Below are 24,663 nucleotides of genomic sequence, written 5' to 3' on the forward strand. Positions count from 1 at the left end.
TCTACATGACTCCAACTTCCCGCAGTATCTCTTCGATACACCCGTCGAAAGATTCCGCCAGATCTCCGGTCGAAAACCGCAGCACACGATAGCCCTGCCGGCTAAACCATGCATCGCGTATCCGATCCTTGTCCATTTGCTCCGGCGTGAAGTGATGCTCTCCGTCTACTTCGATGACGAGGTTCTTCTCATGCAGAACGAAGTCCGCAATGTAAGGCCCGATTGGCGCCTGCTTCCTGGCATGCAGGCCGTAGAGATGACGGAACTCTTTCAATTCCGACCAGAGCTTGCGTTCGCCATCCGTCATGTTTCGGCGTAATGCCCTGGCACGTTTGATGGCGGCGGGGTCGATACCGGTCGGTGCCAAAACGAGTACCCCCACCCTCAATCTCTTCCCGCAAAGGCAGAGAAATCGCGTACGAATTTTTTGCGAAGAGGGACCCCCACCCTAACCCTCCCCACAAGGAGGAGGGAATGCTGCCGCGCAATCCGACTTACGACCTTGGCGTTGGAAACGTTGGTAATTTGCCGCAAATCGGCGCTGACAGGAGTTCCCTCCCCCTTGTGGGGAGGGTTAGGGTGGGGGTCCCTCTTCGCAAGAATCCGTCTGCTCCAGCCCAAACCTCTCACCCTACGATCTCCGCCGTGTCCACCACCGCATGGAACAGCACGTCGGCGCCGGCCGCTGCCCATTCCTTGGTGATTTCCTCGGCCTCGTTGTGGCTGAGACCGTCGACGCAAGGGCACATCACCATTGCGGTGGGCGCAACGCGGTTGATCCAGCAAGCGTCATGGCCGGCGCCCGAGACAATATTGCGATGCGTATATCCCAAGCGCTCCGCCGCATCCCGCACAGCCTTGACGCAGCCCGCGTCGAAGGTGACCGGGTCGAAATGGCCGACCTGCTCGATTTGATATTTGATGTCGAGCGCCTCGCAGATCGTGTCGATGCCTTCGCGGATGCGCCCGTCCATGGCGTCCAGCACCTCCTTTTCCGGCGAGCGGATGTCGATGGTGAAGACGGTGCGCCCGGCGATGATGTTGCGCGAGTTCGGATAGACCTCCATATGGCCGACCGCGCCGACGGCGTCGGGTTGGTAGTCCATGGCGATCTCGTGCACCAATTCGATCACCCGCGCCATGCCGAGCCCGGCATTGCGCCGCTTCGGCATCGGCGTCGAGCCGGTGTGCGCCTCCTTGCCGGTCAGCGTCACCTGTAGCCATTTCAACCCTTGCCCATGGGTGACGACACCGATGTCGATGCCCTCGTCCTCGAGGATCGGGCCCTGCTCGATATGCAATTCGAAGAAGGCGTGGATCTTGCGGTCACCGACTTTCTCGGTGCCCTTCCAGCCGATCCGTTCGAGTTCCTCGCCGAATTTCTTGCCGTCCTTGTCGACATGTGAATAGACGTCGGCCTGGTCGAGCACGCCGGCGAATACCCCCGACGCCATCATCGCCGGCGCAAAGCGCGCGCCTTCCTCGTTGGTCCAGTTGGTGACGACGATCGGGTGCTTGGTCTTGATGCCGAGATCGTTGAGCGAGCGCACGACCTCCAGGCCGCCGAGCACGCCGAGCACGCCGTCATACTTGCCGCCGGTCGGTTGGGTGTCGAGATGGCTTCCGACATAGACCGGCGGCAGGCTGGGGTCGGCGCCTTCCCGACGGGCAAACATCGTGCCCATCTCGTCGACGCCCATTTCGAGCCCCGCCTCATCGCACCAGCGCTTGAACAGGTGCCGCCCTTCGCCGTCCTCGTCGGTAACGGTCTGGCGATTATTGCCGCCGGCGATGCCGGGGCCGATCTTCGCCATCTCCATTATCGAATCCCACAAACGGTCTGAATTGATTCGCAGATTCTCGCCGGGGGCGGCCATATTCTAAAACCTCATCGGTTGCGGCACGCCAGCCTCCCCCTCCCCCTCGAGGGGAGGGTGGCCGCGAAGCGGTCGGGTGGGGTCGGCTGACATGCGCGCGACCTTCTCCTTGACCACCTGTGCGACATGCCAAGCGGTGTTTATGACATCGGGCTCATCGACGCGAAAGATATCGAACCCAAGCGATCGCAGATAGGCATCACGGACGGCGTCGTGCCGTTTGCCCTTCTCCTGTTCGTGCAAGTCGCCATCCACTTCCACCACCAGCTTTACAGCGAGGCAAGCGAAGTCGACGATATACGGTCCGATGGGGCACTGGCGCCGGAACTTGATGCCGGCCGATTTCAGCTCGCGCAGTTCATACCAAAGCAGGGATTCGCCCTTGGTCGCGTGAACTCGCAGCGCCCGTGCCTTTTGGCGCATTTCGAAGCTCACACGGGTACGGGGCATCAAAAACGACCTCGCAGCAAAAGATCAGGTCGGCGCACTGCCGCACCGACCCCACCCGGCCGCTTCGCGGCCACCCTCCCCTCAAGGGGGAGGGATATCCGCGCCCGGTTCTTCAATCCACCGCCCTCAGCACTTCGCGCACATGGTCGATCAATTCGTTGATCTGGCCTTTGGTGATGATCAGCGGCGGTGACAGCGCGATGATGTCGCCGGTGGTTCGGATCAATGCACCGCGCTCGAACGCCTTCACAAAAGCCGAGAAGGCGCGTTTCGTCGGCTGGCCGGCGATCGGCGCCAGTTCGATCGCACCGATCAGGCCGATATTGCGGATGTCGATGACATTCGGCTCGCCCTTCAGCGAATGCAGCGCGTCCTCCCAGTACGGCGCCAGTTCCTCGCCGCGCGTCAGCAGCCCCTCTTCCTTGTAGGTGTCGAGCGTGCCCAGCGCCGCGGCGCAGGCGATCGGATTGCCCGAATAGGTGTAGCCGTGGAAGAACTCGATCATGTGCTCGGGCCCGGTCATGAAGGCGTCGTGGATTTCCTTCTTCACGAACACCGCGCCCATCGGGATGACGCCGTTGGAGACGCCTTTGGCGGTGGTCATGATATCGGGCGTGACGCCGAAATAGTCGGCGGCAAACGGCGTGCCGAGACGGCCGAAGCCGGTGATGACCTCATCGAAAATCAGCAAGATGCCATGCTTGGTGCAGATCTCGCGAAGCTTCTGCAAATAGCCCTTCGGCGGCAGGATGACGCCGGTGGAACCGGCAACCGGCTCAACGATGACGGCGGCGATTGTCGAGGCGTCGTGCAGGGCAACGATACGCTCTAATTCGTTCGCCAGTTCGGCGCCATGTTCGGGCACGCCCTTGGTGAAGGAGTTCTTTTCCGGCAGATGGGTGTGTGGCATGTGATCGACGCCGCCGAGCAGCGTGCCGAACATCTTGCGGTTTGTAACGATGCCGCCAACCGAAATGCCGCCGAAATTGACGCCGTGATAGCCGCGTTCGCGGCCGATCAGGCGGGTGCGCGAGCCCTCGCCTTTTGCGCGGTGATAGGCGATGGCCATCTTCAGCGCGGTCTCGACCGATTCCGATCCGGAATTGGTGAAGAACACATGGTCCATGCCCTTCGGCGCGATATCGACCAGCCGATTTGCAAGCTCGAACACGATCGGGTGACCCATCTGGAACGCCGGCGCATAATCGAGCTCTGCCGCCTGGCTCTGGATCGCCTCGGTGATTTTCGGACGGCAGTGGCCGGCATTGACGCACCACAGGCCGGCGGTGCCGTCGAGAACCTTGCGCCCGTCGCTGGTCGTGTAATGCATGTCCTTGGCGGACACGAACATGCGCGGCGCCTGCTTGAACTGCCGGTTTGCCGTGAACGGCATCCAGAATGCGCTGAGATCGTTCGGCGTGACTTTCAGCCGGTTGGACATGACCAAGACTTCCCCTTGTAACCCGTTTCGGTGCGGCTAACGCCTGGTCTTTCCAACACTTGGTCTTTGCTGCGTTTTCGTGCTACGCAAATTTTTGACCGGTTGGACAAACGTTAGCACCGCCTTATCAGCGGTCAAGGGATTACTAGCGGAAATGCGGCTTTCGAAGTGCGCTCCACAGGGCGGAGAAAAACTGGTCCAGAGAATTGGTCCAGACACTCCTCGCGGCGAAGGTTTTTCGAGGTGACGGGGGCGGTCGAAAGCTCCGCTCCTCGCCGCACCCGCATCCAGCTGGAAAAGCGCGAGCTCATCCTAGAGGCAGCGCTCGAAGTCTTCTCCACCAACGGTTTTCGCGGCTCGACCATCGACCAGATCGCCGAAGCCGCCGGCATGTCGAAGCCGAACCTGCTCTATTATTTCCGCCGCAAGGAGGACATCCACGAGACGCTGATGCAGCGGCTTCTCGACACCTGGCTGGCACCGCTGCGCGAACTCGACGACATTGGCGATCCCTTGACCGAACTGCGCAGCTATATCAGGCGCAAGCTCGAAATGGCGCGCGATTTCCCGCGCGAGAGCCGGCTGTTCGCCAACGAGATCCTGCAGGGCGCGCCGCGCATCATGCCGATGCTGGAGGGCGAATTGAAGACATTGGTCGACGAGAAGGCCAACGTCATCAAGGGCTGGATGCGCGCCGGCAAGATTGCCCGCACCGACCCCTGGCACCTGATCTTCTCGATCTGGGCGACGACGCAGCACTATGCCGATTTCGACGTCCAGGTCCGCGCCGTGCTCGGCCCCGATCGCGGCGGTGACGGCCGCTTCGAGGATGCCGCAAGGTTTCTCGAGCAACTGTTCATTGACGGGCTGAAGCCGAAGGGCTGAGGCTTCAGCGAAGCGATGGGCATCACGCGCTGCGCCGCTCGGCCGGAAGCGTCTCCAGCAGTTGTTCGAGCTTGGCGATCGAGTTTTGCTCGGCGAGCGGCGTGTAGACGATCAGCTTCATGTCCGAGCCGTCGTCGATCGACAGGCTCATATGCTCGAACGCCATGGCGCCCGCTATCGGGTGCCGGACATGCTTCACACCCGATAGGTTGCGGGCCACGTCGCGTAGCGGCCACCAGGCGCGAAACTCCGGGCTCGAGCGCGTCATCAGCGCGATCAGCCGCTCGAAATCCGGATCGCCGACATATCTGGCGCTTTCTGCCCGGAATGACGCCAGCACGGCACGCGCCAGTTCCTCCCAGTCGACGAGCAGGCGCCGGTGCTGCGGGCTGGTGAAAACCATATGGACGATGTTGCGGGCATCGCCCTCCAGCAGACCATAGTCGCCGAACACGGCTGCCGCGGCAGAGTTCCAGGCCAGCACGTCCCAGCGCCGCCCAAGGACATAGGCCGGCTGCAGGACCAGGCTCTGCAGCATGTGCAGTAACGGGCTATCGACTTTTTCCGGCGCGTCGACGCGACGCTCCGGCTGCGGTCGGCCGGCAAGGATGAACAGATGCCGTTGCTCGGCCGTGTCCAGGCGCAGCGCCCGGCTGAGCGCCGTCAGCACCTCTGCCGATGGCCGAACGTCGCGGCCCTGCTCCAGCCAGGTGTACCAGGTCGTGCCGACGCCGGCGATCATCGCCACTTCCTCACGCCGCAGCCCGGGCGTGCGCCGGCGCAATCCGGTCGATATGCCGGTGGCCGAAGGCGTCAGCCTTTCGCGCCGCGAGCGCAGGAAGGCGCCAAGCTCGCGGCGGCGGCTGTCTTCGGCGGAATGCGTGGTGGAATCCATCGGCGCTATTATAGCAGTACCGATACCAGGATAAAGTTTGAACTGTTTGGCAAGTGGCTGGTGCCCCATCTTTCCGCTCAGAGCTACGAGATGGAGGCTCCGAACATGGAACTGAAAAACAAGACAATCCTCATCACAGGGTCTACCGACGGCGTCGGCCGCGTCGTCGCGCAAAGGCTCGGCGCCGGCGGTGCGCGCATCCTGGTGCATGGCCGCGACGCGACAAGGGGCAAGGCGATCGGGGCCGAAATCGAAGCCGCCGGCGGCAAGGCCGAGCTGCTGGTCGCCGATCTCTCCTCCCTGGCGGAAGTTCGCCGCCTCGCCGAGGCCGTGCGCGCAAGGACCAAGCGGCTCGATGTCCTCATCAACAATGCCGGCGTCGGCACCGCCGGCCCAAACGCGAAACGGCAGGTCAGCGCCGACGGCTACGAGTTGCGCTTTGCCGTCAACTATCTCGCCGGTTTCCTGCTCACCACGGAGCTGCTGCCGCTGCTCAAGTCCAGCGTGCCGGCGCGCATCGTCAACGTCGCCTCGGCCGGCCAGCAGGCGATCGACTTCGACGACGTCATGCTGACCCGCTCCTATGGCGGCGTCCGTGCCTACTGCCAGAGCAAGCTGGCGCAGATCATGTTCACCATCGATCTGGCGGAGCAGCTGAACGGCACCGGTGTCACGGTCAACAGCCTGCATCCGGCAAGCTACATGAACACTACGATGGTGCGGCAGGCGGGCATCACACCCTGGAGCTCCGTCGAAACCGGCGCCGAGGCCATCATCAACCTCGCCACATCGCCGGCGCTTGAGGGGCGAAGCGGCCTCTATTTCGACGGCCAAAGAAAATCCCGCGCCGATGCGCAAGCCTATGACGCTAAGGCGAGGCAGCAGTTGCGCGAATTGAGCCTCGGCCTTGTCGGGCTCGCACCCGCTTCCGCAACATCGAAGAAAGAAAATTCATGATCGAGAAAACGCAGCACGCCGTGATCGTCGGCGGCTCCTCCGGCATCGGCCTCGCCACCGCGACAAAGCTGCTCGGCCCGGGGATGAAGGTGACGATCACCGGGCGCAGCAGGGAAAAGCTCGACAACGCATGGCAAAGCCTTGGCGGCACAGTCGAAAAAGCTGCCTTCGACGCCGCGAAGCCGGACGAGGTTCGCCGGTTCTTCAGCGATCTCGGCCCTTTCGATCACCTGGTGCTGGCCGCCAGCGGCGGCAAGGGCCTCGGCGCGTTCGAAACGCTTGACCTGACCGACATCGGCGGCGGCGTCGACGAGAAAGTCCGGCCACAGCTCTCCTGCCTGCAGGCCGCCTTGCCGACGCTGAACAAGAGCGGCTCGGTGACTTTCATCTCGGCGGTGTCGGCGCAATTGTCGGCGCCGGGTGTCGCCGGCATCGCCGCCGTCAACGGCATGCTGCTGACCGTGGTGCCGATCCTGGCAATGGAGCTGAAGCCGTTACGCGTCAATGTCGTGGCGCCAGGTGTCATCGACACGCCCTGGTGGGACTTTTTACCCGATGAACAGCGCCATGCGGTGTTTGCCGATTATGCCGGCAGGACGCCGGTCGGCCGCATCGGCCGCGCCGAGGACGTCGCCGAGGCGATCGCGTTCCTGGTTTCGAACAGCTTCGTCACCGGCCAGATCCTGACCTGCGACGGCGGCTTGCGGTATGCGGCGTGAGCGGCTGCCTCCAAGAGGCATCAGTCGTTGTCAAAGCGACTGCGCGATCAGCGCCAGAAATCCTCCGGCCAGCGCGACGTTGCCGACAAAGCCATTGATGCGGGACGCGCGCTCCGGGCCCTGATGATCCCAGAAGTTATGGAACATCGGCGTGGCGACGATCAGGAACAGGATCAGGCATGCCGCCGCCGGAGCGGTCCAGATGCCCGCGATCACCAGTGCTCCGGCGATGATCTGCAGGACGATCCCCAGCCACAGCACCGGCCGTGCCTGCGGCACGCCGCGCGTCGTCATCAATTGGCTCACCAACGCCGCATTCTGGATGTTGCGCAGGCCGGCAAAGACAAAGGCGCCGCCAAGCAGCAGGCGGGCGGCGAATAGGATCTCACTATCAAAGTTTAAAAACATGCTGTCGGGGGTCCTTGGGCAGAAAAGAGGCGCGCGGCGCAAGGCCGCGCACCTTGTCCTCAGGCGGCCAAGACCGCTGGCATCGGATGGATTGCATGGAACGGAACGCAAAGCCGGTTCCAGGTGTTGATCATGCCGAGCGCCACCGAGAGCTTGACCAGCTCCTCTTCCGAGAAATATTCGAGCGTCCTTGCATAGAGTTCGTCCGACACACCGTTGTCGGCAATCCTGGTCAGCGCGTCGGTCCAGGCCAAGGCCGCGCGTTCGCGCTCTGAAAACAGCGGCGATTCCTTCCAGGCGGAGACGAGATAGAGCCGCTGCTCGCTTTCGCCGTCGCGGCGCGCTTCGCGGCTATGCATCTCGACGCAATACGAGCAGCCGTTGATCTGCGACGCCCTGAGCTTGATCAGATGCAACAGGCTTTTTTCGAGCCCGCATTCGTCGACTGCCTTGTTGAGCGCCGACACCGCCTTCATGATCTCCGGCGCCGCGCCGAAAAATTGCAGCCTCTGTTTCATCGTCTGTAGCCTTTCATGCTTGCTTGGTTGAACTTGATTTCTGCGGCCGCCGATGGCGCTCGACGAAGGCGCAGTTCGCGGCGACCGAACGGGGATCGGCATCGGCCGTGTATTCTGCAACGATGTCGGACAGCCGGGCGTCGGCGAGCGCGGCGCGATAGGCACGCTCGGCCTTCAGCATGGCTACGTTGATGCCGCAGGGTTTGACATAGACCGAGGCATCGAGCTTCGCTGGGCCGCGCTGGCGGATTTCGGCGCAGCGGAACGCCGGTTCACGCCCCTCGACGGCCAGCACGATATCGAGCAGCGTTATGCGCTCCGCCGGCCGCGCCAGCCGGTAGCCGCCGGACGGCCCCGGCACTGAATCCAGAATGCCGGACGCAGTCAGCGCGTTGAGATGCTTAAGCAGATAGCTCGGCGACAGCCCGAACGCTTCGGCCATGGCAGCACCTGGCAAGGTCGCGGCGCCATCAACGCCGGCAAGCATAGCGGCGCAATGAATAGCCGCCTCGACCCCTTCGCCCAGCTTCATTTCGCTCTCCTGTTCATGGATATAGATTATCGTGGATAACTTTTATCTGCAATAGGAAAGTTAAAAAGCGGCGCCCATGAACGCCGTTTTTTTTCCGCAATGCTACTCCGCCGCCACCTTGGCCATCGGATTGTTCGGATGCGTCGTCCAGTTGGCATAGATCGGCGACACCGGCCTGCCGGTGCGCTGGTCGATCACGCCGGCCGCCAGCGGCTCCATGGTGATGCAATTCTCGACCGGACAGACATTGACACAGAGATTGCAGCCGACGCATTCGGCCTCGATCACCTCGAAATGCCTGACGCCGTCGACCATGCTGGTGATCGCCTGGTGCGAGGTGTCCTCGCAGGCGATGTGGCAGCGGCCGCATTTGATGCAGGCGTCCTGGTCGATATGCGCCTTGGCGACGTAGTTGAGGTTGAGATACTGCCAGTCGATGACGTTGGGCGTGGCGCGGCCGACGATGTCGTCCAGCGAGGCATGGCCCTTCTCGTCCATCCAGTTTTCCAGGCCGGCGATCATCTCCTGCACGATCTTGAAGCCATAGGTCATCGCCGCCGTGCACACCTGCACATTGCCGGCGCCGAGCGCCATGAACTCGGCGGCGTCGCGCCAGGTGGTAATGCCGCCGATACCGGAGATCGGCAGGCCATGCGTTTCCGGATCGCGCGCGATCTCGGCCACCATGTTCATGGCGATCGGCTTCACCGCCGGGCCGCAATAGCCGCCATGCGAACCCTTGCCGTCGATCGTCGGCTCCGGTGCGAAACTATCGAGATTGACGCCGGTGATCGAATTGATGGTGTTGATCAGCGATACCGCGTCGGTGCCGCCGGCAAGGGCAGCGCGTGCCGGCTTGCGTATGTCGGTGATGTTGGGCGTCAGCTTGGTGATGACAGGCATGCGGGTGTTGGCCTTGCACCAGCGCACCACCATTTCGATGTACTCCGGCACCTGGCCGACTGCCGCACCCATGCCGCGTTCCGACATGCCGTGCGGGCAGCCGAAATTGAGTTCGATGCCGTCGGCGCCTGTCTCCTCGACTACCGGCAAGATCGCCTTCCAGGCATGCTCCTCGCAAGGCACCATCAGCGAGACGACGATCGCCCGGTCGGGCCAGTCCATCTTGACCTGCTTGATCTCGCGCAGATTGACCTGCAGGTCGCGGTCGGTGATCAGCTCGATGTTGTTGAGGCCGAGCAGACGACGGTCGGCGCCCCAGATCGCGCCGTAGCGCGGACCGTTGACGTTGACCACCGGCGGGCCCTCTTCGCCGAGCGTCTTCCATACCACGCCGCCCCAGCCCGCCTTGAAGGCGCGGATGACGTTATAGGCCTTGTCGGTCGGCGGCGCCGAAGCCAGCCAGAACGGGTTCGGCGACTTGATGCCGACGAAATTGTTGCGGATGTCTGCCATGCTCATGCCCTCCCGTTCGAGGTCAGTGCCCGATGAATGCTCTCCGCCGCATCGCGGCCTTGCGCGACAGCTGAAACAGTCAAGTCATCGCCGCCGAAAATGCAGTCGCCGCCGGCCCAGACGTTTGGCAGCGAGGTGCGCCCTTCCGCATCGACCTTGATGCGGCCGGCTTCCAGCGCGACCTCCGCACCGCTGCCGTTGAGCGCAGCCGGGACAAAACTCTGGCCGATCGCCTTGAACACCTGGTCGGCGGTCAACGTCAGCCGCTCGCCGGTGCCGACGAGCCGGTCGCCGTCCATCGCGGTGTATTCGAGCTCGATCGCCGACACCTTGCCAGCGTCGGCAATGACCCGCTTCGGCTGCAACCAGTGCCGGATGATGACGCCGTTGGCTGCAGCCAGATCCTGCTCGAATTCGGAGGCATTCATGTGCTCCGGGCCGCGCCGATAGCAGATCGTCACCTCTTCGGCTCCGAGCAGCTTCGATTGCACCGCCGCGTCGATCGCCGTCATGCCGCCGCCGATGACGACAACACGCCGGCCGACCGGCAGGCTGGCCAGATCACTGGCCTGACGAAGCTCGGCAATGAACTCGACAGCATTGCTGACGCCCGGGGCCTCCTCGCCATCCGCTCGCAAGGCATTGACGCCGGCAAGCCCCATGCCGAGGAACACCGCATCGTAATTCCTGGTCAGGTCCGACAGCTGGTAATCACGGCCGAGCGCCTTGCCGTTCTGGATGTCGATGCCGCCGATCGACGTGACATAGTCGACTTCGGCCTGGGCAAAATTGTCGACGCTTTTATAGGCGGCTATACCGTACTCATTGAGGCCGCCGGGCTTCGGGCGGGCTTCCAGGATGGTCACGTCGTGGCCATGACGGGCAAGCCGATGCGCGGCCGCAAGCCCGGCCGGTCCGGCGCCGACCACGGCGACCGTTTTGCCGGTCGGTTCGGAGCGCTTGTAGAACTGCTTGTTTTCGGCCATGGCGACATCGGTGGCGTAGCGCTGAAGGCGACCAATCTGCACCGGCTTGCCTTCGGCCACCTCGCGCACGCAGACTTCTTCGCATAGCGTCTCGGTCGGGCAGACGCGGGCGCACATGCCGCCCAAAATGTTTTGGTCAAAAATAGTCTTGGCCGAGCCGATCGGATTGCCCGTCGAAATCTGGCGAATGAACAGCGGGATGTCGATCGAGGTCGGGCATGCATTCATGCACGGCGCATCATAGCAGAAATAGCAGCGGTCGGACTCGACCAGCGCCTCGTGATGATCGAGCGGCGGGTGCAGGTCGGCGAAATTGTCGGCATATTGGTCCGGCGAGAGCCGCCCGCCGGCAATGCCTTGCTTGAACTGGCCTTCTGGCATCGTCAGTTCCCCATGTTCTTGTTTTGGGGAAGGCTAGCACGTTTTATTTTTTTATCAATTGGTCAATTTTCGGCGCAACTGCTGAAACCTCTCGATAAAAACATGATAAATGCACTCATGTTTTTGAGCACCGTCCGTTGCGCCTCAATGGATGCGGCGCCCAGAATTGGCTACCAGTGGCGACAAGCTGTTCGAAAGCGCTTACGGGGCGGTAGGCGCTTGAGCATCGTGCGCGATTTTCAAACATTGGAGAAGGTGATGGACATTGTTCAGGAGGCGGTTCAGCGGTGGGAGCCTGTGGAAGATTTACCGCTGGCTGCCTGTCAGGTGTGACGTCTGAAATCCGACAACTACTTTGAATTGGCCGTCGAAGGCGACTTCTTCGTCGGGGCATCCGAACGAACCCTCAAGATCAACTTCCACGGAGTGCTAGCACTTTCGGCTCATGACGACATGTTGGGAGTGACCCATGTCAGCGCTAGCAGCTCAATCCCATTGATTGGCTCTGGCGGGCAAGCCTCCTATAGATGGCCCCTCCTCCGAGTCGAGAACTCGCACTGGTTGCGATCAATACCCGGGCCGACAGACGACTGTTCGCATTTCCTATTGCTCAGTCTCGAATGCACGGTAGAGGTGATTGCTCGTGAAGCCATAGCTGCTTGGATCTGACCCCTCGCTTCGCACCACGCCTTCCACAACCATTCCGGGCAGCGGGATAGGCCTTAGACTGGTGATGGTCCGCTCTGGTCAGGGAATGAGCGACATCCGGCGCATGGATCAACAACCCCTCGTTGACTGAGAGCAAAGTCGAAAACCGCAGGGCGCGCAACCCGGTAACATTTCCAATTTGCCGTCATCTTTTTTGGCCGCTGTCGGATTTTCGTCGTGAAGATCGTCCTAGAATGGATCGCGCATGATCGATGTACAAACCGCAAGGAGCACGACAATGCCACAGTCCCCCATGCCCTTCTTCTGGTACGAGCTGATGACCACCGATCTCGACGCCGCCGAGGCGTTTTACACCTCCGTGGTGGGCTGGAGGGGGCAGCCTTTCGAAGGGGCCCAGGGCATGCCGCGCTATATCGTCATGAATGTCGGCGAGCGCGGCGTCGGCGGGTTGATGACGCTGCCCGATGACGCGCGCAAGATGGGCATGCCGCCGGCCTAGGTCGGTTATATCCTCACCAGGGACGTCGATGCCGCAACGGCCTCCCTCAAGAAGGCTGGTGGCGCGGTTCACCGCGAACCCGACGACATTCCTGGCGTCGGCCGCTTCGCCGTCGTTGCAGACCCGCAAGGCGCGATGTTCAACTTCCTGCAGCCCAGCGGCCCCGACCAGCCGCCGCTACCGTTGGCGACCCCCGGCAACATCGGCTGGCATGAGCTCTACACGTCAGACTGGAAGGCGGCGTTCGATTTCTATTCCAGCCAGTTCGGCTGGGAGAAGGGCGACGCCATGGACATGGGTCCGATGGGCGTCTACCAGCTTTTCGCCTTCGGCGGCGAGCCCGTTGGCGGCATGATGAACAAGCCCGAGCAGATCCCGGCGCCGGTCTGGCAGTTCTATTTCAACGTGCCCGGCATCGACGCGGCAGCCAAGCGCGTCACCGACAATGGCGGCAAGATCCTGATGGGTCCGATGGAGGTCCCCGGCGGCAGCTGGATCGTACAGTGCACAGACCCGCAAGGTGCCCATTTCGCGCTGATGGCGCCGGTGCGGTAGGCGTCCTGACCAACCGAGTGCTGCTGCTGGATCATTCCAGCATCAGCACCGCAACTTTGAGACCGGCCTTTTTGGCGCCGCTGAGTTGGACGGTCGCCGCACCCGCCGCAAGCGTGAAACGCACGCTTTTGCGAATGCCAGGACAGGGTTTCACGCCGCTGAAATCGACCGAGCGACGGCATAGCCGTCCTGAACGACATCGACCCAGCCCTCGCCGGACAGGCTGATCTGGAGCTCGCCTCCGGCGGCACTGTCACGCTTGCCGTCGCGCCGAACGTGCCGGCTGCGGGCGTATGTTCCGGCGGCACGGCAAAGCTGATCGTATTAACCGGCACGAGTGCCAGTGACCTGCCACTGAACTGTCATCCAGTGGCGATTAGAGCCTTGGCCGTTCTGTTACGCCTCTTGGCGCGGCGTGCGCGGCCGCAAACAGCGCCTGCTCACGCGCAACCTGCCATTTAAAGGTGGCGCAGCATCATCGGCCATAGCAAAGCTGGTGCTTGCAAGGATTGCGAATAGGCTGATGACGATTTGTGAAATAAATCAACCCTAACCAATGAGCTTTGGCCTGATCGGCCAAGGTTTTTTCCTTGTGCTTTTTGTTAACGTGTCCCAAATCGGTTACGGTTCGTTCGGCGCTTCGTATATTGTTGCGCCTGAGGTTTTGGGCGAGGCATTGAAGTTATGCTTGAATTCAAATTGGCGCGAAAGCTTGTGCTCGGCGCTTGCAACATTTTGGCCTCGCTAGGCCATTCTGAGTTTGATCAACTCATATTGGAGATTGGGCTCGACGGTATAGATGCTGGGCGAGACAAGGGAGGCCGTCTCGCGCGTGCAATGGCGCTGGCAAGATTTGCGGTAGCTAACTCATCCGAATTGACTTTGGACGGGGAGCGGTTGGATATTTTTCTTGTCCAGAAAGCGGGGAACTTGGACAGGAACTATCCCAACGGAATTTTGAACGACGTCAGTGCTCAAAACCGCATGGATTTTTGGATCGCGTTGGACACCGAAGGTTTGAAGATGCTCGACGGCAAACTGGTGCCAAAGAATGCGGTAAGCACAGGACTGGGCACGAGAATTCTTTTTGGCGACCCGGTGCGAAGTGTTCGCAACGTTCACCCAGCGCTATTTGACAAAGCCGTTGGTCAACTCACCGCTGATCAGGTGCGCGATTTGGGCGCGGCTCTCGGCTCATCTACAGCGATGCCCGTTAAGGAGCCACCAGAAGTGCCACAACCTAAATCGCGGAAGGTGTTTGTCGTTCATGGACGCGACAAAAGTTCGCTGAACGAAGTCGAGGTGTTCTTGCGACGCCTCAAGCTTGAACCGATTATCCTTCACCGGAGTGCTAATGCGGGCAGATCGCTCCTGACGAAGTTCCAAGAGGTAGCCGAGGGTGCTTCGTTCGCCGTCGTTCTCATGATGCCGGAAGACGTTGGTGGCTTGGCGGGTGCAACCCCAGGAAAGCGAGCCCGACAAAACGTAGTGTTCGAGCTAGGATTTTTCATCGGCAAGCTCGAATCAAAGAACGTCTGCGCACTCATGGGCGAGGGTGTTGAGAGACCTTCAGACTTTGATGGCATCGGCTATGTGTCGTTCGGCGACGGCAAGAATTGGGAGCGCGAGTTAGCGAAAGAGCTTCGGGGAGCCGGAGTACCATTCGATCCGGGTGACGTTCTTTAGGCGAAATCTATCGTGCCCATGGCGGCGGTTCGCCCGCATTTCGCGCTGATCGCGCCGGGACGCTGAACCAGCCCGATACCTATCAAAATTGAACAGCCGCACCGCACCGTTGGTGCGATGCGAGCAAATGAATTGTCTCAGGGCGCAAAGTCATTCCGGCGCCAGCACCGCAACCTTGAGGGTCTCTTTCTTGGCGCCGCTGAGCTGGATAGTCGCCGGGCCGGCGGCCAGCTTAAAGCGCACGCTCTTGCGGATCCCCGGACGGGTCTTCATACCACTGAACCCCGCCGACTTCACGGCTTTGCCGTCCTGAACGACATCGATCCAGGCCTCATTAGACAGGCTGATCTGGAGCTCTCCCTCCAGGGGCACGGCCACGCTTGCCGTCGCGCCGAATGTACCGGCTGCAGGCGCACGTTCCGGCGGAACAGCAAAGCCGATCGTATCGACCGCTGCGAGCGTGAAATCCACCGCCTGCCCGATCGTCAGGGCACCGCCGGACTGTGCGGAGGGCAATGCCGGAAACAATGCCTGCTCGCGTGTCACCGGCCATTTGAAGGCATCACAGCCGGCGTCCCCGGCCATGGCGAAGCTGGTACCTGCAAGGATTGCGAATAGGCTGATGACGACTTTTTTCGTGGCGAAGTGAACCCACGTGTCTGGAGTATCTATGCATCAATACAACCATAGATATGTAAATGCAACCATAGAGAGAGCACATATGAAAGTCAGACTGGGGAATCATTTTCAATCACCGATTGTTGATGGCAGGCCATGGGAAGTGAGTAGTCCATTTCCGGGCGATAATTTATGGCCGGTCCGGGAGGGGTAAAATGGAGTTTTAGATGAAGCTTTTTGACGGTCTTGCCAGATATCAGCCGCAGGCTTTGGCCGCATTGCGCATCATGACGGCGCTGCAGTTCATCGAGCATGGTACCCAGAAACTGTTCAATTTTCCCGTCAGCGATCACGCGGGCGCTCTGACCGGGCTGACGCTGACCGCTGCCCTACTTGAATTCGCCGGTGGCATCCTGCTGGCATTGGGGCTTTTGACCAGGCCGGTGGCGTTCCTTCTCTGCGGCGAAATGGCGATCGCCTATTTCATGGCGCACATGCCGCAGGGTTTCTTCCCGGTCAACAATGGCGGCGATTCGGCGATCTCGTTCTGCTTCATCTTCCTCTATCTGGTGTTTGCCGGCGCCGGCGCCCTGGCGCTGGACAACCGCCGCGGTGCCTGAAACGTCACCCACGCATCCGCTCGAAATTCGCGTCGAACAGCGGGATCGGCTGCATGCGCGCAGCGTGGCGTTTGCCCAGAAGCTCAATCTCGAAGCCGTCGGCTTCGTCGGCAATCTCTTTCGGCACATAGCCGATGGCGACGGACTTTTTCGAATGATGCGCGTAGCCGCCCGACGTGACCCAACCGCGCACGGCACCGCCGTACCAGATTGGCTCGTCGCCGATGACGTCGGCATCGACAGTATCGACGACAAAGGCCCGCAGCCGCAGTCTGCCGCCTTGCTTGCGCTCGGCCAACGCCGCTTGCTTGCCGATGAAATCGGCTTGCTTGCCGTAGGCGACGAAGCGGTCGAGCCCGGCTTCCAACGGTCCATAGATCGGCCGGTATTCGCGCGCCCATGAGCCGTAATTCTTCTCAAGTCGTAATGCGTTGAGCGCGCGCGAGCCGAACAGGCCGATGCCGAATTCCTCCCCCGCGGCCATCAGCGTCTGATAGGCGGCGCGCTGATATTCCGGCGCGACCCAGATTTCGTAGCCGAGATCGCCGGTGTAGCTGACCCGCCCGACCAGGCATGGCGCCATGCCGACGTCCATTTTGCTGATGGCCATGAACGGAAAGGCCGTATTCGACACGTCCGACCGTGTGACCTTTTCAAGAAGGTTCCGCGCGGTCGGCCCGGCGATCGACAGGCCGGTGAGTTTTGCTCCCAGCGCCTCGATGCTAACAGAGCCGTCCTTCGGCAGATGCGCTTCGAACCAGCGCATGTGGTACTGCTCGGCGACACCGCTGCCGGCCAGGAACCAATCCTTACTTGCAGAATTTGGACCGCCGAGGTTGGCCAGCGTGAAATCGCCGATCAACCTGCCGTCTTCCTTCAGCATCGGCGCTAGCGTCATGCGGCCGGGCCTTGGCAATTTGCACGCGAGCATACTGTCGAGCCAGGTTGCTGCGCCCAAACCGGTGACTCTGTATTTGGCGAATGACGAGATTTCCGACAGACCAACGCGTTGCCGAACTGTCTCCACTTCTTTCGCGACATGCTCGAAGTCGCTCGAGCGGCGCCAGGAGAATTCGTCCTTGACCCCTTCGGGCGCATACCACAGCGGCACTTCCAGCCCATAGGCGACGCCCCATTGCGCGCCCTCGGCCGACAGCAGATCATAGACCGGCGTCGTCTTGAGCGGTCGCCCAGCCGGCAACTCCTCGTTCGGGAAGCGGATCGAAAACCGCCGCGAATAATTCTCGCGCACCTTGGCGTTGGTATAGGCCATCGTCGCCCAGTCGCCGTAGCGCGACACATCCATCGCCCAGATGTCGGCGCCGGGATCGCCCTCGATCATCCAGTTCGACAGCGCCAGGCCGACGCCGCCGCCCTGCGAGAACCCCGCCATGACACCACAGGCCACCCAGAACCCCGGCAGGCCGCGCACCGGCCCGACCAGCGGATTGCCGTCCGGCGCGAAGGTGAAGGGTCCGTTGATGATCTGCTTGATGCCGGTGTTCTGGAATGCCGGGAAATGCCGGAAGCCAACCTCCAGCGACGGTGCGATGCGGTCGATGTCGGGTTCGAGCAGTTCGTGGCCGAAATTCCATGGCGTCTGGAACTCGGACCATGGCTTGTTGGCCTTTTCGTAAGTGCCCATGAGCATGCCGCCGCGCTCCTGACGCAGATAGAGCTCCCCGTCGAAATCGACTGCATGGATGATCTCGGTACCGGTCTTCTGGTTCCAGGCGGCGACTTCCGGCATGTCCTCGGTGATCAGGTACATGTGCTCCATCGCCAGCACCGGCAGCTCCAGCCCGACCATGCGGCCGACCTCGCGCGCCCACAGGCCGCCCGCGTTGACCACATGCTCGGCCACCACCTCACCCTTGTTGGTGATGACACGCCACAACCCGTCGGCGCGCCGCACAATGTCCTCGACCTTGGTGAAACGCTCGACCTCGGCACCAAGCTTCCTCGCCGCCTTGGCGTAGGCATGGGTAACGCCGGACGGATCGAGATGACCGTCCTCCTTGTTGCGCACGGCACCGACGAACTGCTTGGGATCGAGCAACGGCATCAGCTCGGCCGCCTCGTCAGGCGATATCTCCTCGAGCTCGATGCCGAGATAGCGGCCCTTGGCGACGACGCCGCGCAGCCAGTCGAGCCGCGCCTCCGTCGCTGCCAGCAAGACGCCGCCAGTCAAATGCACGCCGGTCGCCTGGCCGGACAGTTCCTCGATCTCCTTGTAGAGCGAGATTGTGTATTTCTGCAGCTTGGCGACATTGGGATCGCCATTGATGGTGTGCATGCCGCCGGCGGCGTGCCAGGTCGAGCCGGAGGTCAATTCATCGCGCTCCAGAAGCACGATGTCGGTCCAGCCGTGCCGGGCCAGATGGAACAGCACGGAGCACCCGACGACGCCACCACCGATAACCACGACCTTTGCATGCGATTTCATGGGATTCTCTCTGACGTCAACGAGTTGGATGGAAACGATGAATTCGGGGAGGAGCCCCACGAGCGCGAGCCTTCGATCATCACGGCTCGCTTTGCCCGATCGCTTCCTTGCGCTTGGCCACGTATGCCTCCAGCGCTTCGCGCCTGGAGATTTCCATCACCGGCTCGACATAGTCCTCCAGCGCCTTCTTCCAAAGCCTCGTCGCCCGCGCCGTGGCATCGAGCCCGCCAGCCTCCTGCCAGGCCTCGAAATTTTGCCAGTTGGACAGCATAGGCTGGTAGAAGGCCGTGGCGTAGCGCTCCAACGTGTGCGGCTCGCCGAAGAAGTGGCCGCCGGTCGGTACCGCACCCAGAGCTTCGACGGCGAGCTCGGCCTCGTTGACTTCGATCGGGCGCAAAAACTCCATCATGTGCTGGATCATCTCGACGTCGATGATGAACTTTTCGAACGACGCAGTCAGCCCGCCCTCCTGCCAGCCGGCGGCGTGGTAAATGAGGTTGCCGTGGCCGAGCACCGCGCCCCACAGCGCCATCAGCGTCTCATAGGCGCCTTGCGCGTCGGCGGCATTGGAAGCCGAGCCCGGCGTCGTGCGGTAAGGCAGCTTGTAGCGCCGCGCCAACTGTCCGGACGCTATATTCGCCTTGGTGTTTTCAGGCGTGCCAAAAGCCGGCGCTCCCGATTTCATATCGACATTGGAGGTGAAGGCGCCATACATCACCGGCGCGCCGGGGCGGACGAGCTGCGTCAGCACCACGCCGAACAGCGCCTCGGCATTCTGCTGGGCGAGCGCGCCGGCAAGCGTCACCGGGCTCATCGCCCCCATCAGTGTGAATGGCGTTACCGCCACCGACTGGCCGAACTCGGCCATTGTCATCAGCCCCTCGGCCATCATCTCGTCGAAGCGGCGCGGCGAGTTGACCGAAATGATCGTGGTGACGCCGGGATCGTCGCGCATCCCGTCAGGCGTCAGTCCGCGCGCGATTGCCATCATTTCGATGCCGTCGAGCGCCCTGCCGCGACCGATGGCCGAGACGTGAAAGCTTTTGTCGGTCAGTGTCAGATTGGCGAAATAGGTGTCGAGGTGACGGGAATTCGCCGGCAATTCCACCGGCGCGCAGACCTGGTTGCCTAGCATGTGGATGCAGTTGAAATGCTGCGCCAGCCGGACGAGATCGGAATAATCGCGCAAATTGCCGGCACGGCGGCCGCGCTCCATGTCGTGCACATTCGGCGGCCCGGCGACAAGCGTGAAGTTGATGGTATTGCCGCCGAGGTGGACGGCATGGGCGGGATTGCGCGGCGTAAGCGTATAGCTGGACTGCGTCGTCTTCAGCGCTTCCTCGATCATGCCGCGATCGATGCGGACGTTCATCGAGGCATGATCGACCTTGGCCCCGGCCTTCTCGAATAGCCACAGTGCCCGCAGGCTCATCACCTCGATGCCGAAATTCTCCAAAATATGCATAGAGGCTTCATGGATCGCCTCGATCTGGTCGGCCGAGAGCATCGCCATCGGCGGATAAGGGTTTGTCACCCGCCTGAGCGGCAGTTGTGGGATGGCGGTCGGTCCCCTGTTGCTGGTTCGCTCGGCGCCGCGCTTGCGTCTTGGTTCGCTCATGCGGCGCATCAAAGCGCCGGCATGAGCATCGGGCTGTCAAGAATCCGCCACCTGCGGGCGTGATTTTAGCCAAGGCGCCATTGTGAGAATTTCACGTCGGTAAAAGCGACAGCAAACGTCGGAATATTTATACCTGTTCAGTGTCGGCCAAAGCGGCCGATGAGCCGTTAAGGAAGACAGCAAGATTCCTTTTATGTTTTCGGCCTAATGCTTTTCCAATGCGTAGGTCGAGTTTTAGTAAAATTGTAGCGATTGCCGTGCCGCTGGCGCTTTCGGCCTGCGCGACGCCGCCGAACCACATCAACGATGTGTGCGCCGTTTTCGACCAGAATGACGGCTGGTTCGACAATTGGCAGGCGGCGGCACAACGCACCGAGCAGAAGTACGGTGTGCCGGTTCCCGTGCTGATGGCGACGGTGCGCAAGGAGTCCGGCTTCAAGAGCAATGCCAGGCCGCCGCGCACCAAGCTGCTGGGCTTCATTCCCTGGAAACATATCTCCAGCGCCACCGGCTTCTCGCAGGCACTCGACGGGACCTGGGCGCAATACCAGAACGAGACCGGCAGCTGGGCGGCGCGCCGCACCAGGTTTGCCGATGCCGTGGATTTTGTCGGCTGGTATCATTCCAAGACCGCCGACACGCTCGGCGTCGCCCGCAACGACACATACAATCTGTATCTCGCCTACTATCTCGGCTGGAATGCCTACAAGCGCGGCAGTCGCGGCGACGCCGACGTGCAGCGCTATGCGCACGCCACGGAGCAGATGGCGCAGGACTACGCCGCTCAGCTACGGCAATGCGCGCCCTAGCCTACTAACGGCTCTCAGCCGCCCTTGGGTTTGCGTGGCTTGCGCGTGGCGTCGTCCGCCTGGCGGCCGTCGCCGACTGTCGGCGGCATGATTGGTGCCGACGCGCTATCGGCAGAGCTTGAGGTGCCGCCGGTCTCTGAAACCTCGTCGCGAACCTCATGACGGCGGGCTTTGGCGACCGCTTCTCCATTCTCCGCTACCTCGCCCTCGGCATCAGCTTCCGCGCTGCCGGTCTTGCCGTGTGGACGCTTGGGCGGATCACCGGCAAAGCCCGGACCAGTACCGTGCGACGCATCGTCCGGCACGCCCTCATTCGCGGCGTGCTCCTTGTCGAATTTGATCACCGGCTCCATTTTCGCCAGCACGTCGTCGGCCAGCCAGCACAGGCTCATATGGCCGTCGCCGAGATGCTTGACCGGCGGCACCTTGGTTTCGCAAAGATTGTCCGGCACCAGCTTCTTATAGCCGCAGCGCGTCTGGAACGGACAGCCCGAGGGCGGGTTCATTGCCGACGGAATGTCGCCTTCAAGCACGATGTGCCTTTTCACCACGCTGGTGTCGGCGATCGGGATCGCCGACAGCAGCGCCTCGGTGTAGGGGTGATAGGGCGGCGAAAAGATCTGGTCGGTCGTGCCTTGCTCGACGATATAGCCGAGATACATGACGACGACGCGGTCGGCGATGTAGCGCACCACCGACAGATCGTGGCTGATGAACAGCATCGTCGTCTTGTTCTTGCGCTGGATATCCATCAGCAGCTCGGTCACCGCCGCTTGCACTGACACATCCAATGCCGAGACCGGCTCGTCGGCCACCACCACCTTGGCGTCGCCTGCAAAAGCCCGCGCCACGCCAATGCGCTGTTTCTGGCCACCTGAAAGCTGGCGCGGCTTGCGCGACTCGAACGCCCTCGGCAGCTTCACCAGGTCGAGCAACTCCAGCATCCGCTTGCGGCGGTCGGCCACCGTGTTGCCGACATTGAACTTTTCCAGCGTACGGATGATCTGCGAACCGACCGAATGGCTGGGATTGAGCGTGTCGAACGGATTTTGGAACACCATCTGGATCGACGACACCGTGTCGACGCTGCGCTTCTCGATCCCGGTCGACTGGATCTCCTTGTTGCCGAGCTTAACGCGGCCGGAGCTTGCCGTTTCGAGGCCGAGCAGCACCTTGGCCAGGGTCGATTTTCCGCAGCCGGATTCGCCGACGATAGCGACGGTCTCGGATTCGCGGGCCATGAAGGAGATCGTCTCGTTGGCCTTGACGACGCGGCCCTCGCTCGAGCCGAACACTTCGCTGCCGCCGACCTTGTAATACTTCCTGAGGTCTTCGATCTGGAGCACCGGCGCACCGGGCACCACGCGCTCGTTGACCTTCTTGGCGCCGGGCGGCAGCGCCTCCCAGTCGATCTCGTTGAAGCGCACGCAGCGCGAGAAATGCCCGTCATGGCCTTCGACCGCGATCATCGGAATTTCGGCGGCGTTGCAGACGCCCTCGACGAAATGGTGGCAGCGCGGGCCGAAATTGCAGCCCTTCGGCCGCTCGTGCGGCAGCGGCAACTGCCCCGGGATCGAGATCAGCGGCCGCGAATTCTTGTCGGCGCCGGGCAGCGGGATCGAGCGGAACAGGCCTTGCGTGTAGGGATGGCGCATCCGGTCGAAGACGTCCTTGATCTTGCCGGTCTCCACCGCTTCGCCCGAATACATCACCGTAATGCGGTCGCAGGTCTCCAGGATCAGCCCGAGATTGTGCGACACGAAGATCATCGAGGTGCCGAACTTCTCGCCCAGCCCCTTGACCAGGTCGACGATGCCGGCTTCCACCGTCACGTCGAGCGCTGTCGTCGGCTCGTCGAGCAGGAGCAGCGCCGGCTTCGACAGCAGCGCCATGGCAATGACGATGCGCTGCTGCTGGCCGCCCGAAAGCTGGTGCGGATAGGAACGCATCATGCGTTCGGGATCCGGCAGCTTCACCGCGCGCACCATTTCCAAGGCGCGTTTATAAGCTTCGTCCTTCGACACCTTGTCGTGGATCAGTGGCACTTCCATCAGCTGCTGGCCGACCTTCATTGCCGGGTTCAGACTGGCCATCGGCTCCTGGTAGATCATCGCGATCTTGTTGCCGCGGATGGCGCGCAGTTCCTCATCGGACAGTTCTCCCATGTCCTTGCCCTGGAACTTGATCTTTCCGCCGACGATCTTTCCGATGTTGGAGAGGTCGCGCATGATGCCGAGCGACACGGTCGACTTGCCGCAACCGGATTCGCCGACAATGCCCATTGCCTCGCCGGGCATGACGGTGCAGGAAAAATCCATGACCGCCGGGATCTCGCCCTTACGGGTGAAGAAGGAGATCGACAGGTTCTCGATCTCGATGATCGGCTCATTGGTCGGCCCACTGGTCGGCTTGGCGGGATTTCGAACTGCCTCATTCATGGGTCGCTCCAATCCTTGTTCTTCAGGCACGTCGGGCCGAACCCGGCATCGGTCTTCCCGGCGTCAATCTTTCCCGGCATCAATCTTTCATAGACTGTTCGCGCAGCGAATCCGCCAGGAGGTTGAGGCCGAGCACGAACGACATCAACGCGATCGTCGGCGGCAGCGCCGGGTGGATGAAGGAGCGCAGCAGCCGGCTTGCATCCTTGATCGCCGTGCCCCAGTCCGGGCTTTCCGGCGCTAGTCCCAGCCCGAAATAGCCGAGCGTGCCGAGCAGGATCGTAGTGTAGCCGATGCGCAGGCAGGCGTCGACGATCAGCGGCCCGCGCGCATTGGGCAATATCTCCCACAGCATGATGTACCAGGGCGATTCACCGCGCGTTTGAGCCGCCGCAACATAGTCGCGCGTTTTGATGTCCATGACCAGGCCGCGCACGATGCGGAACACGCCCGGGCTGGAGGCGAACACCACCGCCACGAAGATGTTGAGCTGGTTGGGATCGATGTGGATGATTTTGAACGGATCGGCATCGAAGACAAGGCCGGCATAGATCCAGCCGCCAAGCACCAACGTCAGGCCAAGCAGGATATAGAGGCGGTCGGGACGGTTCTTGTAGCGCGTCCAGAACAACACACTGAAGAAGATGATCGGAAACAGGAAGAACAGCCCTGCCATCGCGTAGGGGATCGGCGTGTCCATGATGCCCGGCGTCACCAGCAGGTAGAACAGCAAGATCACCGGGAAGGCCAGCACAAGGTTTGCGAGGAAGGACAGCACCGTATCGATCCTGCCGCCATAATAGCCGGCCGGCAGGCCGAGCGTAATACCGACCATCAGCGCAAAACCGGTCGCCGCCGGCGCGATGATCAGCACGATCTGACTGCCATAGACCATGCGGGAGAACACGTCGCGGGCGAGCTTGTCGCCGCCGAAATAGTATACAAGTTTCGACGCCGGCTCGATCGCGCCCGGCAGCGCGTCCTTCATGATCGGCACCTGGGCAAGCGGATCGAAGGGCGAGATGGTCGACGCGAAGATCGCCGTAAACAGCCAGAACAGGCAGATGCCGACGCCGACGATGCCGACGCCGCTGTCGAAAAGCTGGCCGTAAAGGCCTAGTTTCTTCTTGTAGCCGAAGCTCGCTCCCATCACCAGGGCAAGAGCGATCCAGACCGGCCAGAAGCGGGCAAGCACGCCGAGTACGACGTTGAGGGCGCTGAGATATTCGACCTGCATCCG

The 24,663-nt window shown here is 61.8% G+C and carries 22 protein-coding genes and 1 pseudogene; 8 read left to right on the top strand and 15 right to left on the bottom strand.

All coding sequences use genetic code 11. The annotated features are described in order from the left end of the window. Position 1: 1 nt before the first annotated feature. From NKI63_RS22510 to aptA, 4 genes are all read right to left on the bottom strand, one after another. A complete protein-coding gene (locus NKI63_RS22510) occupies positions 2–382 on the bottom strand; it encodes an endonuclease domain-containing protein (RefSeq protein WP_352823320.1) in 381 nt (126 codons plus the stop codon). A gap of 244 nt (positions 383–626) precedes the next feature. Beyond that, the gene (locus tag NKI63_RS22515; protein WP_352823323.1) at positions 627–1,877 is read right to left on the bottom strand and encodes a Zn-dependent hydrolase; all 1,251 of its coding nucleotides are present in this window, start codon (positions 1,875–1,877) and stop codon (positions 627–629) included. A 3-nt stretch (positions 1,878–1,880) separates the two neighbouring features. Continuing rightward, positions 1,881–2,300: an endonuclease domain-containing protein gene (locus NKI63_RS22520; RefSeq protein WP_352823325.1), complete on the bottom strand. Its 420-nt coding sequence runs from the start codon at positions 2,298–2,300 to the stop codon at positions 1,881–1,883. Between the two features lie 139 nt (positions 2,301–2,439). After that, on the bottom strand, positions 2,440–3,768 hold the full coding sequence (aptA, locus tag NKI63_RS22525; RefSeq protein WP_254819041.1) for an omega-aminotransferase AptA: 1,329 nt from the start codon (positions 3,766–3,768) through the stop codon (positions 2,440–2,442). 243 nt (positions 3,769–4,011) lie between these two features. Here aptA and NKI63_RS22530 point away from each other — a divergent pair, with 243 nt between their 5' ends. After that, on the top strand, positions 4,012–4,653 hold the full coding sequence (locus NKI63_RS22530; RefSeq protein ID WP_254819042.1) for a TetR family transcriptional regulator C-terminal domain-containing protein: 642 nt from the start codon (positions 4,012–4,014) through the stop codon (positions 4,651–4,653). Positions 4,654–4,675: 22 nt separating this feature from the next. Here NKI63_RS22530 and NKI63_RS22535 read toward each other — a convergent pair whose 3' ends face one another. Continuing rightward, positions 4,676–5,548, bottom strand: a complete 873-nt coding sequence (locus NKI63_RS22535) for a helix-turn-helix transcriptional regulator (RefSeq protein ID WP_352687538.1) — start codon at positions 5,546–5,548, stop codon at positions 4,676–4,678. A 105-nt stretch (positions 5,549–5,653) separates the two neighbouring features. On the opposite strand from NKI63_RS22535, the gene NKI63_RS22540 reads away from it, so the two are divergent. After that, positions 5,654–6,505, top strand: coding sequence for an SDR family NAD(P)-dependent oxidoreductase (locus tag NKI63_RS22540; protein ID WP_352505558.1), 852 nt, complete (start codon positions 5,654–5,656; stop codon positions 6,503–6,505). Further along, positions 6,502–7,224, top strand: a complete 723-nt coding sequence (locus NKI63_RS22545) for an SDR family oxidoreductase (RefSeq protein WP_352505557.1) — start codon at positions 6,502–6,504, stop codon at positions 7,222–7,224. The genes NKI63_RS22540 and NKI63_RS22545 overlap by 4 nt, the downstream gene beginning before the upstream one ends. A gap of 30 nt (positions 7,225–7,254) precedes the next feature. On the opposite strand, the gene NKI63_RS22550 is transcribed toward NKI63_RS22545, so the two are convergent. The 5 genes from NKI63_RS22550 to NKI63_RS22570 form a co-directional block, all read right to left on the bottom strand. Beyond that, entirely contained in the window at positions 7,255–7,632 is a 378-nt protein-coding gene (locus tag NKI63_RS22550; RefSeq protein ID WP_352505667.1) for a DoxX family protein, read from the bottom strand. A 59-nt stretch (positions 7,633–7,691) separates the two neighbouring features. After that, positions 7,692–8,150, bottom strand: a complete 459-nt coding sequence (locus NKI63_RS22555) for a carboxymuconolactone decarboxylase family protein (protein WP_352505556.1) — start codon at positions 8,148–8,150, stop codon at positions 7,692–7,694. A 13-nt stretch (positions 8,151–8,163) separates the two neighbouring features. Continuing rightward, positions 8,164–8,682, bottom strand: a complete 519-nt coding sequence (locus tag NKI63_RS22560; RefSeq protein WP_352505555.1) for an RrF2 family transcriptional regulator — start codon at positions 8,680–8,682, stop codon at positions 8,164–8,166. A 102-nt stretch (positions 8,683–8,784) separates the two neighbouring features. After that, positions 8,785–10,098: an NAD-dependent dihydropyrimidine dehydrogenase subunit PreA gene (gene preA, locus NKI63_RS22565; protein WP_352687536.1), complete on the bottom strand. Its 1,314-nt coding sequence runs from the start codon at positions 10,096–10,098 to the stop codon at positions 8,785–8,787. A gap of 2 nt (positions 10,099–10,100) precedes the next feature. Next, positions 10,101–11,465, bottom strand: coding sequence for an NAD(P)-dependent oxidoreductase (locus NKI63_RS22570; protein ID WP_352505553.1), 1,365 nt, complete (start codon positions 11,463–11,465; stop codon positions 10,101–10,103). On the opposite strand from NKI63_RS22570, the gene NKI63_RS22575 reads away from it, so the two are divergent. The 3 genes and pseudogenes from NKI63_RS22575 to NKI63_RS22585 all read left to right on the top strand — a co-directional run bounded on the left by NKI63_RS22575 (position 11,442) and on the right by NKI63_RS22585 (position 14,874). Beyond that, a complete protein-coding gene (locus NKI63_RS22575) occupies positions 11,442–11,798 on the top strand; it encodes a hypothetical protein (protein ID WP_352823331.1) in 357 nt (118 codons plus the stop codon). The genes NKI63_RS22570 and NKI63_RS22575 overlap by 24 nt on opposite strands. A 613-nt stretch (positions 11,799–12,411) precedes the next feature. Next, positions 12,412–13,188 (top strand): annotated as a pseudogene (locus NKI63_RS22580) (VOC family protein). Positions 13,189–13,872: 684 nt separating this feature from the next. Next, a complete protein-coding gene (locus NKI63_RS22585; RefSeq protein WP_352505551.1) occupies positions 13,873–14,874 on the top strand; it encodes a TIR domain-containing protein in 1,002 nt (333 codons plus the stop codon). A gap of 150 nt (positions 14,875–15,024) precedes the next feature. Here NKI63_RS22585 and NKI63_RS22590 read toward each other — a convergent pair whose 3' ends face one another. Next, the gene (locus NKI63_RS22590) at positions 15,025–15,459 is read right to left on the bottom strand and encodes a hypothetical protein (RefSeq protein WP_352505550.1); all 435 of its coding nucleotides are present in this window, start codon (positions 15,457–15,459) and stop codon (positions 15,025–15,027) included. Positions 15,460–15,719: 260 nt separating this feature from the next. Here NKI63_RS22590 and NKI63_RS22595 point away from each other — a divergent pair, with 260 nt between their 5' ends. Beyond that, positions 15,720–16,112, top strand: a complete 393-nt coding sequence (locus NKI63_RS22595) for a DoxX family protein (RefSeq protein ID WP_352687533.1) — start codon at positions 15,720–15,722, stop codon at positions 16,110–16,112. 4 nt (positions 16,113–16,116) lie between these two features. Here NKI63_RS22595 and NKI63_RS22600 read toward each other — a convergent pair whose 3' ends face one another. Both NKI63_RS22600 and NKI63_RS22605 read right to left on the bottom strand, forming a co-directional pair. Further along, positions 16,117–18,558 (bottom strand): GcvT family protein, encoded by a 2,442-nt coding sequence (locus tag NKI63_RS22600; RefSeq protein ID WP_352505548.1) that lies wholly within the window; start codon positions 18,556–18,558, stop codon positions 16,117–16,119. Positions 18,559–18,637: 79 nt separating this feature from the next. Continuing rightward, entirely contained in the window at positions 18,638–20,176 is a 1,539-nt protein-coding gene (locus NKI63_RS22605) for a trimethylamine methyltransferase family protein (RefSeq protein ID WP_352505547.1), read from the bottom strand. Between the two features lie 218 nt (positions 20,177–20,394). Between NKI63_RS22605 and NKI63_RS22610 the strand changes: the two genes are divergently transcribed. Next, a complete protein-coding gene (locus NKI63_RS22610) occupies positions 20,395–20,985 on the top strand; it encodes a transglycosylase SLT domain-containing protein (protein WP_352505546.1) in 591 nt (196 codons plus the stop codon). A 14-nt stretch (positions 20,986–20,999) separates the two neighbouring features. Here the strand turns inward: NKI63_RS22610 and NKI63_RS22615 are convergent, their stop codons facing one another. Then, complete coding sequence (locus NKI63_RS22615) at positions 21,000–23,423, bottom strand: dipeptide ABC transporter ATP-binding protein (protein WP_352505545.1); 2,424 nt, start codon at positions 23,421–23,423, stop codon at positions 21,000–21,002. A 79-nt stretch (positions 23,424–23,502) separates the two neighbouring features. Further along, a complete protein-coding gene (locus NKI63_RS22620) occupies positions 23,503–24,660 on the bottom strand; it encodes an ABC transporter permease (protein WP_254819057.1) in 1,158 nt (385 codons plus the stop codon). Positions 24,661–24,663: the final 3 nt, after the last annotated feature.

The sequence above is a fragment of the Mesorhizobium sp. M0410 genome (assembly GCF_040321435.1).
GTDB lineage: Bacteria > Pseudomonadota > Alphaproteobacteria > Rhizobiales > Rhizobiaceae > Mesorhizobium.

Coding starts and splice junctions, on each gene's coding strand:
- NKI63_RS22515 (WP_352823323.1), bottom strand. CDS start 1,877: ATGGCCGCCCCCGGCGAGAATCTGCGAATCAATTCAGACCGTTTGTGG.
- NKI63_RS22520 (WP_352823325.1), bottom strand. CDS start 2,300: ATGCGCCAAAAGGCACGGGCGCTGCGAGTTCACGCGACCAAGGGCGAA.
- aptA (WP_254819041.1), bottom strand. CDS start 3,768: ATGTCCAACCGGCTGAAAGTCACGCCGAACGATCTCAGCGCATTCTGG.
- NKI63_RS22535 (WP_352687538.1), bottom strand. CDS start 5,548: ATGGATTCCACCACGCATTCCGCCGAAGACAGCCGCCGCCGCGAGCTT.
- NKI63_RS22540 (WP_352505558.1), top strand. CDS start 5,654: ATGGAACTGAAAAACAAGACAATCCTCATCACAGGGTCTACCGACGGC.
- NKI63_RS22545 (WP_352505557.1), top strand. CDS start 6,502: ATGATCGAGAAAACGCAGCACGCCGTGATCGTCGGCGGCTCCTCCGGC.
- NKI63_RS22550 (WP_352505667.1), bottom strand. CDS start 7,632: ATGTTTTTAAACTTTGATAGTGAGATCCTATTCGCCGCCCGCCTGCTG.
- NKI63_RS22555 (WP_352505556.1), bottom strand. CDS start 8,150: ATGAAACAGAGGCTGCAATTTTTCGGCGCGGCGCCGGAGATCATGAAG.
- NKI63_RS22560 (WP_352505555.1), bottom strand. CDS start 8,682: ATGAAGCTGGGCGAAGGGGTCGAGGCGGCTATTCATTGCGCCGCTATG.
- preA (WP_352687536.1), bottom strand. CDS start 10,098: ATGGCAGACATCCGCAACAATTTCGTCGGCATCAAGTCGCCGAACCCG.
- NKI63_RS22570 (WP_352505553.1), bottom strand. CDS start 11,465: ATGCCAGAAGGCCAGTTCAAGCAAGGCATTGCCGGCGGGCGGCTCTCG.
- NKI63_RS22585 (WP_352505551.1), top strand. CDS start 13,873: ATGCTTGAATTCAAATTGGCGCGAAAGCTTGTGCTCGGCGCTTGCAAC.
- NKI63_RS22590 (WP_352505550.1), bottom strand. CDS start 15,459: ATGGCCGGGGACGCCGGCTGTGATGCCTTCAAATGGCCGGTGACACGC.
- NKI63_RS22595 (WP_352687533.1), top strand. CDS start 15,720: ATGAAGCTTTTTGACGGTCTTGCCAGATATCAGCCGCAGGCTTTGGCC.
- NKI63_RS22600 (WP_352505548.1), bottom strand. CDS start 18,558: ATGAAATCGCATGCAAAGGTCGTGGTTATCGGTGGTGGCGTCGTCGGG.
- NKI63_RS22605 (WP_352505547.1), bottom strand. CDS start 20,176: ATGAGCGAACCAAGACGCAAGCGCGGCGCCGAGCGAACCAGCAACAGG.
- NKI63_RS22610 (WP_352505546.1), top strand. CDS start 20,395: ATGCGTAGGTCGAGTTTTAGTAAAATTGTAGCGATTGCCGTGCCGCTG.
- NKI63_RS22615 (WP_352505545.1), bottom strand. CDS start 23,423: ATGAATGAGGCAGTTCGAAATCCCGCCAAGCCGACCAGTGGGCCGACC.
- NKI63_RS22620 (WP_254819057.1), bottom strand. CDS start 24,660: ATGCAGGTCGAATATCTCAGCGCCCTCAACGTCGTACTCGGCGTGCTT.